Annotated in this window: 10 protein-coding genes; 3 read left to right on the forward strand and 7 right to left on the reverse strand. The window is 66.2% G+C overall.

Annotated features, from left to right (window positions below; all coding sequences use genetic code 11):
• The coding region (locus ACE3QW_RS10925) for a hypothetical protein (protein ID WP_374251524.1) at nt 1-219 on the reverse strand (219 nt) is incomplete at its 3' end.
• A 66-nt stretch (nt 220-285) separates the two neighbouring features.
• Nucleotides 286-513, reverse strand: a complete 228-nt coding sequence (locus tag ACE3QW_RS10930; RefSeq protein ID WP_374251525.1) for a hypothetical protein — start codon at nt 511-513, stop codon at nt 286-288.
• Nucleotides 514-1,575: 1,062 nt separating this feature from the next.
• Here ACE3QW_RS10930 and ACE3QW_RS10935 point away from each other — a divergent pair.
• Nucleotides 1,576-3,213 carry a dihydroxyacetone kinase subunit DhaK gene (locus ACE3QW_RS10935; protein ID WP_374251526.1) on the forward strand — a complete coding sequence of 546 codons (1,638 nt, stop codon included), beginning with the start codon at nt 1,576-1,578 and terminating at the stop codon, nt 3,211-3,213.
• A gap of 798 nt (nt 3,214-4,011) precedes the next feature.
• Complete coding sequence (locus ACE3QW_RS10940; RefSeq protein ID WP_374251527.1) at nt 4,012-4,170, forward strand: fumarylacetoacetate hydrolase family protein; 159 nt, start codon at nt 4,012-4,014, stop codon at nt 4,168-4,170.
• A gap of 125 nt (nt 4,171-4,295) precedes the next feature.
• On the opposite strand, the gene ACE3QW_RS10945 is transcribed toward ACE3QW_RS10940, so the two are convergent.
• The 5 genes from ACE3QW_RS10945 to ACE3QW_RS10965 form a co-directional block, all read right to left on the reverse strand.
• Nucleotides 4,296-4,985 (reverse strand): GntR family transcriptional regulator, encoded by a 690-nt coding sequence (locus ACE3QW_RS10945; protein WP_374251528.1) that lies wholly within the window; start codon nt 4,983-4,985, stop codon nt 4,296-4,298.
• A 93-nt stretch (nt 4,986-5,078) separates the two neighbouring features.
• The gene (locus tag ACE3QW_RS10950) at nt 5,079-6,419 is read right to left on the reverse strand and encodes an FAD-dependent oxidoreductase (protein WP_374251529.1); all 1,341 of its coding nucleotides are present in this window, start codon (nt 6,417-6,419) and stop codon (nt 5,079-5,081) included.
• A 13-nt stretch (nt 6,420-6,432) separates the two neighbouring features.
• Nucleotides 6,433-7,638 (reverse strand): ABC transporter substrate-binding protein, encoded by a 1,206-nt coding sequence (locus ACE3QW_RS10955; protein ID WP_374251530.1) that lies wholly within the window; start codon nt 7,636-7,638, stop codon nt 6,433-6,435.
• A 49-nt stretch (nt 7,639-7,687) separates the two neighbouring features.
• Entirely contained in the window at nt 7,688-9,256 is a 1,569-nt protein-coding gene (locus tag ACE3QW_RS10960; RefSeq protein ID WP_374251531.1) for an acyl CoA:acetate/3-ketoacid CoA transferase, read from the reverse strand.
• The gene (locus tag ACE3QW_RS10965) at nt 9,253-10,005 is read right to left on the reverse strand and encodes an enoyl-CoA hydratase/isomerase family protein (RefSeq protein WP_374251532.1); all 753 of its coding nucleotides are present in this window, start codon (nt 10,003-10,005) and stop codon (nt 9,253-9,255) included. Before ACE3QW_RS10965 ends, ACE3QW_RS10960 begins: the two co-directional genes overlap by 4 nt.
• A gap of 152 nt (nt 10,006-10,157) precedes the next feature.
• Here ACE3QW_RS10965 and ACE3QW_RS10970 point away from each other — a divergent pair, with 152 nt between their 5' ends.
• Nucleotides 10,158-11,348 (forward strand): ABC transporter substrate-binding protein, encoded by a 1,191-nt coding sequence (locus tag ACE3QW_RS10970; RefSeq protein WP_374251533.1) that lies wholly within the window; start codon nt 10,158-10,160, stop codon nt 11,346-11,348.
• Nucleotides 11,349-11,684 lie beyond the last annotated feature (336 nt).

Raw genomic sequence — 11,684 nt, forward strand, 5'->3', positions numbered from 1 at the left:
GCGCTCGTGGACCGTCCACTGCTCGAACCCAAGGTCGAGCATGATGCCAATGCGCCGTGAGTGTTCAGTATGATCGAGGGTTTCAACGTCAATAAAATTGACATCGGAATAGTCCGTTCGATCAACAAACGCCTTCCGTTCAGGGTTTTTTATAAAGAAATTATAGGAAACTGATGCAGACGGCTTGCAATCAGCTTCATTTTCGACGATACGGATCATGCTGATATTCCTTCGAGTGCCCAGAAGCCCGGCCGCGCCAACGGACGGGCTTCTTTCATTTCGCGGTCACGCTTCGCCCGAAAGGAACCGCTTCACCTCGCTCTCCCGGAACCGAACGTTCCGGCCCAGGTAGACAGGGGTGAAGCCCGCGCGGCGAACCAGCGACTCAGCTCCCGTGCGGCTCTTGAGTCCCGCAAGAGCCATGAGGTCGCGGATGGTCAGGAGCCGCTCGCCGCTCCAGCCCGCAGGCGGATGACGAAGCGACTTATCTTCAACGTGATGAAGGGCGGACATAGTGCGCTCCACTGGGAGGAGCCGACCATCGTGCGAGTACGGCTCCTGATTGACAGGAACTGCACGAATTGCGCGCGATAGCGCTCTTAGACAGGACGTGCAGAGATGTGAGGGGTCGGTCTTCAGCACGTCCTGCGCGTCTCCCCGAGCTGATTTATTCGTAAAATGATTTGCAGACCGGGGCAAGGCCCTTGGTTACAGTTTTTGATCTGTAGTGCCGCTTCGCGATATTCACGAATGACTGTATCCGCCGGCCGATACTCATCTTAAGCTCACTGAAACATCCGTTGTGCGCAATTGCGCACTGCCGACCGAGAATGCTGGATTTCGGCGGGCCGCTGAAAACTGGTTGAAAGGTGCGGTTGTGCGAAAATGCACGTCCTCGGAACGCGCCGAGCGGATTTCCAAACCTGCTTCAGAAATCCGTCACCGCCACGCCACCTCACCCTAAGCCACTACAGCGTCTAGCAAAATGCTCGCGAGCAGCCGCGTCTCGGACGGCGCCTCTTCATCCTGCGCCATGTCTGCGACCCACCTCGGCAGTTCATTGCCGCCGAGAAACGAACGCAGAGCGCCCAGCTTCAAGGCCACATCCTCCTGCCGCGTGGCGCGGACATGGCGATTTCGCCCGCCACCGCGTCGGCTTGGCACATCAGCGCAAACTTGCTTTGCTCCAACCGCCGCAGCTCGGCGGATGTGGCGCACTGAGCCTGTCCAGCCTCCCGCTGCACCGCGACCGTGCCCTCAGCCCGGAAGAACGCCGCAGAAGCCTCCTCGCCTGCGTCGCGCTCTCGGCGAGCCCACGCCTCGTCCTGGACTTGTAATCTCCACTCGGAGGATGATCGATCGCCCGGACGCCGGAGCCCGTTTGGAAGTTGCTGATGGGCGTTTCGCCGGATGAGGAGGCCGCCCCTGGCGAGATGGGATCATGGCAATGATCGCCTGTTGTCCCGAAAGGCATGCCATCCACAGGTTGCGCGCGCCATCCTTGTTGACGGTGGCGCTGGTGATACCGGCGCCGACGCGGCTATGGTCCCTGCGGGAACGCGAGGACGGACTGCCGTGAATAAGCATTTCTACAACTCCGCCGAAACGCTGGTCGCCGACGCCATCGATGGCCTCATCCTGGGATCTGGCGGCCGGCTGGCCCGGCTCGATGGCTATCCCGAGATCAAGGTCGTGCTGAGGACCGATCGGCCGGCCGACCGGGTGGCGGTCATCTCCGGCGGGGGATCGGGGCACGAGCCGGCCCATGCCGGATTCGTCGGCGAAGGGCTGCTGGACGCCGCCGTCTGCGGCGACATCTTCGCTTCGCCCACGGTGGATGCGGTGCTTGCGGCCATCCTCGCGGTGACTGGACCGGCGGGCTGCCTGCTGATCGTCAAGAACTACGGCGGCGACCGGCTCAACTTCGGCCTCGCCGCCGAGCGCGCGCGGACCCTTGGGCTGGACGTGGAGATGGTGATCGTCGGGGACGACATCGCCCTGCCGGACAATCCCCGTCCGCGCGGCATCGCCGGCACCATCTTCGTCCACAAGGCAGCCGGACACGCCGCCGCCGCCGGACTGCCGCTCGCCGAGGTGCGGCGCCGGGCCGCCGACGCGGCGGGGTCGGTGAAATCGCTCGGGGTAGCGACGAGTACCTGCAGCATTCCCGGGCGCGCCGCCGAAGGACGCATGGAAGACGGGCATGCCGAACTCGGCCTCGGCATCCATGGCGAGCCGGGGTTGGAGCGCATCGTGCTGCCCGGCGCGGCACAACTTGTGGCCGACATGATCTCCCGTTTCCGAACCGACGTGCATCAGGCGCCCCAACTCGCGCTGCTGGTCAACAATCTCGGCGGTGTCCCGGCCCTGGAACTCTCCATTGTTCTGCGCGAGGTGCTGAAGAGCCCAGTCGGGGCGCGCATCGCGCTGGTGCTGGGCCCCGCGGGTGCCGTGACGGCGTTGGACATGTGTGGCTTCTCACTGTCGTTCCTTCCGCTCGACGATGACAGGCGCGCCTGGCTGACCGCTCCGGTCGATGTGCCCGCTTGGCCGGAGGCCCGCGCGCCGGGGCCGATCGCGGTGGTTGCGCCTTCGGCCCGGCTTGCCGGGCATGCGGCGGTGCCGTCGGAGGACCCGGCGACCCGCGCCCTGCTACGCGCCGTCTGCGCGACGCTGATCGCCGCCCAGCCGCAGCTGGATGCGCTGGATGCCCGGGTCGGCGACGGCGACACCGGATCCACGTTCGCCGGCGCCGCCCGCAAGGTTGAGGAGGATCTCGATCTCCTGCCGCTCGCCGATCCGGCCGCCCTGTGCGAGGCCATCGCAGAGCGTCTGTCGCGGGTGATGGGCGGATCGAGCGGTGTACTGCTCTCGATCTTTGCAGCGGCGGCTGGGGTGGCGCTCAGCCGGGGCGCCGACGTTGCCGCGGCGCTCAATGCCGGGGTCGGGCGGATGAGCCTCTACGGTGGAGCGAAGCCCGGCGACCGCACCATGATCGATGCGCTCAGCCCAGCGATCGCGGCGCTGGCGGAGGGGCAAACGCTTGCGGCCGCCGCCCGTGCAGCGCGGGCCGGGGCGGACACCACCGCAGCGATGACGGTGGCCCGTGTCGGCCGGTCCAGCTACCTGTCGGACACCGACCTCGCCGGGGTGGTGGACCCCGGCGCGGAAGCGGTCGCCCGCGTGTTCGAGGCGCTGGCGCAGCAGGCCTGAGTGTCGCCCTCCCTAGAGGCTTCCCGGCGCTGGGAAGCTGCAGCTGGTCCCGTCGGTTAGCGGCGATATCTGGTTCACGTTCTCGGAGGAGCTACTGCTCGCATTCTTCGCCGGGATCTTGACGGCTGGTCTGGACCTGCGTCCGCAAGATCAAGACGGCATCGAGACCATGGACCTCTTCTGCTTTTTTACCACGGATCCGAGTGAGCCGGTCGCTAGCATCCACCCGAAGGCAATGCCGGTAATCCTCACGGAGCCGGAGAAAATCGAGATCTGGATGACCGCGCCATGGGCGTCAAGCTTGATGGGACCTAGCAAGAGGGCCCACTTGGAACAACACGATTCAGGGTCGGTATTTCGGCGCGCTCTGACACGTTGCTGACGTTCGACGGCCCTTTAGCGACGTCCGCTTTGCGCCAGAAGCGGACACTGGCTGCGCCTCCCAATCCCGACATTCACCTGAAATCAGAACGTCGCCTTTCCGATCGAGGCACCTTAGCCACATGCAACGTCTGGCTGGTGATGAAAGCCGTATCGTCTGACAACATGAACGCGACAGCGGGGCGGTTTCCTGCCGTACTCCGAACGACCCGTGGGCACGCCGGACAGGTAGCGCGCTTCGCCCGCGCTGTCCGGCGCGTTGTTGGCGGGAAACAATTCGGTCTCCGTCGGCCTGGGAGCGCATCCTTCAAGATGCAGTCGTCTCAGTGAGACTAGGGCAAGGGCTGCGACAGCTTCGGCCTGGTGGGATCCATCCTCGTCACCAAGAACGATGTGCCTGATCCCTAGGACCTGGACATGCGCCTCGACGTGAACGGCCTGCACATGAAGAGCGGCAACACACTGACCAAGATGTTCGGCGTCCCGGAGATTGTCGCCTGTTGCAGCCGCTACCTGCCCCTCAAGACCGGCGACATCGTCGCCACTGGCACGCCACCGGGCTTGGCATGGGCATGAAGAGCGATCCCGTTTGGCTACGGTCGGGGACGTGGTTGAGCTGGAGATCGCGGGGCTCGGCTGCCAGCGCCAGCAGGCGGTCGCCGCGCGCTAAGGCTCAGTCCCTCAGGCGACGGGGGCCGGGGTCAGCCGTTGATGATGATGCGGCGGGTGAATTCTACCGCATAATCCGTCATCGCATCGCAGGCGGCAGCCGCGCCCGCCTCGTCGCCTCGGCCGATGGCGAGGGCGAGGTCTGCGTGCACGCGGGCGACCTCGGTCAGGTCGCCGAAGCGCTCGCGGTGAACATAGAAGAAGCGACGCGAAAGCGCATGCAGCGGCGACAGCGCTCGCGCTGCATAGGGGTTGCGCGCGCAGGCGCAGGTGAACTTCTTAAGCGCGAAATGAACTCTGAGGTAGCGGATGGGGTCGCGCGCTTCGCCGATATCGTGGAGTTCACGCGCGCCGGCCACGTGCGCCTCGCGCTCCTCCGCCGTGGCGCGCCGCGCCGCGGCGACGGAGACGAGGCGCTCCAGTTCGCGGCGCGCTTCCAGCACCAGCAACTGATTGCCTACCTCCACCTCGGTGATTTTGATGCCGTGCCGCCGCAGGAGCACAACGAGATGGTCGGCCGCAAGGCGCTGCAACGCCTCCCGCACCGGAGTGCGGCCGATTCCCGTGCGCTCGCTGAGGCCGGCTTCGGACCACAGGCTGCCCGGTGGCAGGGTGGCGGTCACGATCAGTTCCTCCAGCGCCTCGTAAGCCTGATCGCCGAGCCGCAGCTCGGCATTGGCGGAGCCCCTGGAAATGGCAGTCTGAAGAGGAAGATCGCTCACACGCACACAGTGGACGGAGGGAAGACTTGACGAAGTGTATGCCAGTCGGTCGCTGCACTGCAACGCCGCATAATGTCTTCCGGTGGGACGCCCTCAATCGAGGCGCGCGCCGTCCCGGTTGAGCAACGCGCGCAGGTCGGCACCGTCGATGTCCCGGGGGGCGATGCCCTCCAGCGCGGCAAGGGCGGCGGCATGGCCGATGGCGTGGCCATAGCTGAAGCACTGGGCCGTCACGCGGGCGGAGGCGACCGCTTCGTGCTCCGCCGAAAGGCACCGCCCCGCGGTCAGCAGCCCTTCGCCGCGCTCGGGCACGAAACAGCCGTAGGGTATCTCGTAGACATCATCCAGCAGCCACTCCACCCGGGGCTTGGCGCCAGAGTGCAGCTCGATGGGCCAGGGCGAGCGGGCGATCCCGTTGCGGAATTTCGCCCCCGCCAGGATGTCGGCATTGCGCAGGGTGGTGATGCCCTTCGCTTGGCGCGTCTGGCGCACGCCCACCTGGACGCCTGTGTCGTTGACGAAGCTGGCCTCGCAGCCGGCGAGGTGGTCGCGGAAGAAGCGCGCATATTCGCGCACCTGCCGCCGCCCCTCGATCTCAGCCTCGCTGAAGTCACGCGCGAATAGGGGATTGAGCTCCCGGCCGTCGGCGCCAATCACCCGCGTGCAGTTGCACAGCAGCTCGCCAGGCCGGGTAGTGGGAAACAGCCAAATCTTCGCCCGCGGCAGGTCATAGCCGTTGCCGGCGCCTTTCTCGCGGATCAGGGCCGAAACCTCCTCTCCCATGATGGTGTCCTCGCCATAGGTCGCGAGGAAGCGCGCGGTGTCGACGCCCATGAGGCGGAAGATCATGGTGGGGTTCTGCACCCGGCCATCCTGCCCGACGAAGAAGGGAAAGCCGGCCATGGCCACCACGTCTGCGTCGCCACTGGCATCCACCGTCACCTTAGCGCGGATGGTGGCCGGGCCCTCCTTGGTATAGGCGGCAACGCCCTCGATGCGCTCGCCGCCCTCCACCAGAGCACCCACCACGGTGGTGTGGTAGACCACCTGCACCCCCGCTTCCATCAGCAGCGCATCGGCCGCCTCCCGCCAGACGAGGGGATCATGCACGCGGGTGAAGGTCTTGCCGTAGCGCACCGGCTCGGCGAGGCCACCGCGATACTCCATCGCCGCGACGAACTCGTCGAGGAAGCCGTGGACCATCTGGAGCGGCGGCGCGGCGCGATTGTCGGTGGCCGCATACATGCCGCACAGGGTGCCGGAAAGTCCGGCCACCGCCCCGCCACCGCAGAAGCCGTAGCGCTCCAGCACCACCACCTTGGCGCCCTGCCGTGCGGCCACGACGGCGGCGGCCAAGCCGGATGCGCCGCCGCCGACGACTAGAACATCCGCATCAAGGGCAAGCTGTGCCCGCCGGTCCAGGGATTGCGTCACCGTTCAAGTTCCTTCAGTGAACCAGATTGCAACCACCACTCGCCAGGGGGCGAAACGCCTCTGCGGCAGGGACGGTTCGCAGGAGCTTGTAGAGATCATAGGTGCCCTTGCTCTCGCCGGGCGCCTTCACCTCGAATAGGTAGAGATCGTGGATCTTGCGCCCATCGGCGCGAATCTCGCCTACGCCGAACAGCGGGTCGTCGGTCTTCGTCGCCTTCATCTTCTCCACCACGGCCTTGCCGTCGTCGGTGCCTGCCGAGGCGCGGGCCTTGAGATAGTGCATCACGGCGCCGTAGACGCCCGCATGGACCATGTTGGGATAGACGCCGTTGTTGCGGGCGGCGAAGCGCCTACCAAAATCGCGGGTGCCATCGTTGAGGTCCCAGTAGAAAGCTTCGGTGAGCACCAGCCCCTGTGCTGCCTTGAGGCCGAGCGCATGGATGTCGCTTAGGGTGATGAGCATGCTCGCCAGCTTTTGGCCGCCCTGCACGAGGCCAAATTCGGCCGCCTGCTTGACGCCGTTGATGGTGTCCGCGCCGGCATTGCCGAAGGCCACGACCTTCGCCTGGGAGGCCTGGGCCTGCACCAGGAAGGACGAGAAATCGGACGTGCCCACCGGATGGCGGACCTTGCCGAGGATCTTGCCGCCGGCGGCCGTCAGCGAGTCGCTCGCGTCGCGCTCCAGGGCGTAGCCGAAGGAATAGTCGACGGTGATGAAGAACCAGGTGTCGTAGCCGGCCTTGGTCAGCGCGCCGCCGGTCGAATTGGCGAGCGCCCAAGTATCGTAGGTCCAATGTACGGTGTTGGGTGAGCAGTTCTTGCCGGTGATGTCCGAGGTGCCGGCTCCGGAGACGAGCAGCACTTTGTTCTTCTCGCGGGCGATCTCCGCGACCGCCAGCGCCACCGAGGAGGTGGGTACGTCGGCGATGGCCTCGACGCCGTCCTGATCGAACCAGCGCCGCGCGATGGAGGAGCCCACGTCCGCCTTGTTCTGGTGGTCGGCCGCGACGATCTCCACCGGCGCGCCGCCGACCTTGCCGCCGAAATCCTCGGCCGCCATGCGTGCTGCGAGCACGGAGCCTGGGCCGCCGAAATCGGAATAGATGCCGCTCATGTCGGTCAGTACGCCGATCTTCACGGGCTTGTCCGCCGCCTGTGCAGCGCCGCCCAGCCCGCTTAGGGTGACGGCAAGCGCAAGGATCAACCGCTTTATTGTCATTTTTTCCTCCCGGTCGTTCTTGTGGTTCGGCGGACCTTCGCCGTCGTCGTCAGGGGGCGAACAAGGCTTCCTCCATCATCGGCAGGGGCTCCGCGATGCGGTGGGGGGCGAACTCCATCTGCTCGAGAATGTCCCGCCGGACGTCGATGCCCTTGGCGACCTCGACCAGCGCGAGCCCCTCCGCCTCCACCTGGAAGACGGCGCGCTCGGTAAGGAGCTTGGCGGTTTGCCCGCGCTCGATCACGCCGGTGCGCACCGGGTAGGTGACGTGGTCGGCGCTGGCGACCAGCTTCCGCACCGATCCCTCCCGCACGACGGACAGGCCCCCATCGGCGATGGCGCAGTTCAGGCCGCCGGTGGTGAAGGTGCCGGTGAACACCAGGTCCCGCGCATTATGCGCAATGTCGATGAAGCCGCCGGCGCCCGGATTGCTCGCGCCGAACCAGCTGACATTCACATTGCATGCCGCGTCGAACTGGGCGAAGGCGAGCGCGGCAAATGGGCAGTTTCCACCGTCAATGAAATCGAACTGCTGCAAGCCATCGAGCAGCGCTTCCGGCCCCATGTTGGCCGAGAACTGCCAGCCGCTCATCACCACGCCGCCGAACGGGCCGTGCTCGGTGGTGAACTGGTAGTTGTCGATCGCGCCGTTGTCGAACAGGCCGTCCTCTGCCATCACCAGTGGCGCGTCGGAGGAGGCGCCGAAGCCGAAGATGCTGGTCAGTCCCGGCTTAACCTCCCGCGCCGCCCGGCGGGCGATCACCTTGTCCGCCCCCAGGGGGAGGCGCGGCAGAACGTCGGGGGTGGCCCGGCGCCCGCCGAGATAGATGGGATCGAAGCGGTTGTCGGTACCGGACATCTGGTCCGGCACCACCACGTAATGGTCCACCAGCACGCCGGGAACGCGGCAGTCTTGCGCCAGTCGCGTGTGGCGCTCCACCTCCGACCGCACCTGCGCTACCACGATGCCGCCGCAGGCCTTGGTGGCCAGCGCCAGCGCGGTATTGGACGACATGAGCGCCTCGTCCTCGTAGGAGAGGTTGCCGAACGCGTCGGCCGAGGAGGCGCGGATGAAGGCGACGTTGAGGGGGAAGGTCGGGTAGAAGAGATATTCCTTGTCGCGGAACTCGATCAGCTCGATCAGCTCGTCGGTGCAGCGGCTGGTGAACTTGCCGCCTCCGAGCCGCGGGTCGGCGTAGGTGCCAAGGCCGATCTGCGTCATATATCCGGGGCTGCGGCGCGCCACCTCCCGCAGCCAGTGCATGCTGGCGCCTATGGGCCAGCTGTAGGCCTCGATGCGGTTCTCGCGGATCAGCCGCATCAGCTCCGGCCGCGTGCGCTTCACTGGGTGGAGCGGGTTCACGTAGGAGCCGGAGACGATCCGCTTCATCAGGCCTTCGACGGCGACGTGATCCATGCCGCGGATGTCGATGGAATCGCCGGTCCCGCAAGGGAAATAGAAGGTCAAGTCGCGCGGCGCACCCTCAGCGCCGAAGCGGTCGGCGACGGCCTTGAGCAAAGCGTCGGGGGTGATCCAGCCGATGACGCCGACGCTTGCGACGGTGTCGCCGGTGCGGATCAGCTCAGCGGCATCCTCGGCGGTGATGCGCTTGCTCATGACTTCACTCCGAAGCGCGCGAGGGTCGCCTTGGCAACAGGATGGGCGCAATTGCCGGCGAACAGGCGGTTGGCCCAGGCGTCCGCGGCCTCGCCGGCGCCCGCTGCCATGGGCGCGAAGAACTGCTTGGTCGAGGCGACGGCGGGGGGCGGCAGCGCGGCGAGGCGACCGGCATGGCCGAGCGCCGCCTCGAGGACGCTTTCGCCCTCCGCAGCCAGATAGTCGGCGATGCCGAGGCGATGGGCCTCGCGCCCGTCGAACGCTTCCGCACCCCAGGTGAGACGCCGCGCGGCGACCGGCCCCACGCGGGCGACGATGGTCTGCAGGCCCCACGGCGGAATCCAGCCGATGGTGACCTCGGGCAGATGCCAGCGCGCGGCGGCGCTACTGACGACGACATCACACGAGATGGCGAGAACGAAGCCGCCGCCGAGCGCGAACCCGTCAACGGCTGCGACCACCGGCGTGCTCATGAGGGCGATGGAACGCGCCACCGCGGCGGTATGGGCCTCGTGCGCCATCATGCCGGCAAGGTCGGTACCGGCAAGCTCCTTCAGGTCGCTGCCGGCGCAGAAGCCGGGCGCCGTACCGGTCAGCACGATAGCGTGGACGCTGGCGTCGGCATCGAGCCCTGCAAGGGCCTCAGCGAGATCGGAAATCACCTCGGCGCCGATGGCATTGCGCCGCTTCGGCCGGTCCAGGGTCAGCACCGCGACCGCCTCGACTTGTTTCACATCCAGTTCCGACATGCCGTCCTCATGCGCCTTGCCTCGTGAATATATTTGTACCATGGTACAAGTGCGCAGCCGATGTCAATGAGGGGTGAACGCCCCCGCGCAAGGGAGGATGAGGCATGAAGGTGGGTGGGTTTCTAGCCGCGGCCGCGGCGGCAAGCGTGATCATGATGGCGACGGGCGCGGCGGCCCAGGACAAGCCGAGCCAGGACAAGCCGATCGCAGTCAAGATCGGCGTCCTCACCGATCTGTCCAGTCTCTATGCCGACACCAACGGCTCCGGCGCCGTGGATGCCACGCGCATGGCCGCCGAGGACTATCTTGCCGCAGGCGGCAAGGTCCGGGCGGAAGTGGTCTCCGCCGACCACCAGAACAAGGCGGATGTGGGCTCCTCCATCGCCCGACAGTGGTTCGATCAGGACGGGGTGGACGCCATCGTTGACGTGCCCAACTCAGCGGTAGGGCTCGCCGTCACCGAGATCGCACGGCAGAAGAATAAGGTGTTCATGAATTCGGGCGGCTCCTCGTCGGACTTCACCGGCAAGGCCTGCACGCCCAACAGCATCCACTGGACCTACGACACCTACGCGCTCGCCACCGGCACCACGCGCGCCGTGGTCGCGTCGGGCGGAGACACCTGGTATCTGCTGACGGCCGACTACGCCTTCGGGCATACCATGGAAGCTGACGTCCGCAAGATTCTCACCGCCTCGGGCGCCAAGGTGGTGGGCAGCGCCCGCACCCCTCTCAATACCCAGGACTTCTCCTCATTCCTGCTGCAGGCTCAGGGCTCCAAGGCGAAGGTGATCGGCCTCATCAACGCGGGCGGCGACACCATCAATTCCATCAAGCAGGCGGCCGAATTCGGCATCGCCCAGGGCGGCCAGAAGCTTGCGGCCATGGTGCTCTACATCACCGATGTGCATTCCCTCGGCCTGAAGGCGGCGCAGGGGCTCCAGTTCACGGCGGCCTATTACTGGGACCTCAACGACGGTACTCGTGCCTTCGCCAAGCGCTTCGCCGCGCGCAATGGCGGCCGGATGCCCACCCAGCTCCAGGCCGGCGCCTATTCCGCGACGCTCCACTACCTGAAGGCGGTCGAGAAGGCCGGCACCAAGACGGACGGCAAGCGCGTCGTCGAGGTGGCCAAAGAACTGCCCACTGATGACCCGTTGTTCGGAAAGGGCACGGTGCGGGCCGACGGCCGGAAGCTGCACAATATGTACCTGTTCGAGACCAAGACGCCCGAGCAGTCCAAGGGGCCTTGGGACTACTACAATCTCGTCCGCGTCATCCCCGCCCAGGAAGCGTTCCGCCCCATCGAGGAAGGTGGATGCCACATGGTAGCGACGAAGTAGACAGATTGCTCAGCACCGGGGGCGACAACCGTCGCCCCCGGTGCTGTCCTTCCAGTGCGATGATCGATTTCGGGCTTGATTCACCACGCACTGATCAGGCCGCGTGGTGCGGCGAGCTTGCTGCTGCGAGAAAATTGTCCGGGCGGATCGTGGCGCGTAGCGAGGCCACGCATTGATGCGGTTGAGGACGCGCTCTGAACCGCGCCGGGTTTCCCGGAGGCCATTTCGTTTGAGTCACGCCGCCATGGCTGGCTCGTCCAGCATGGCGTAGTAGCGTTCTTCAGCCTCGGCCGGCGGAATGTTTCCGATAGGCTCCAGCAGCCGGCGATTATTGAA

Source organism: Xanthobacter sp. (genome assembly GCF_041911315.1).
Classification (GTDB): domain Bacteria; phylum Pseudomonadota; class Alphaproteobacteria; order Rhizobiales; family Xanthobacteraceae; genus Xanthobacter; species Xanthobacter aminoxidans.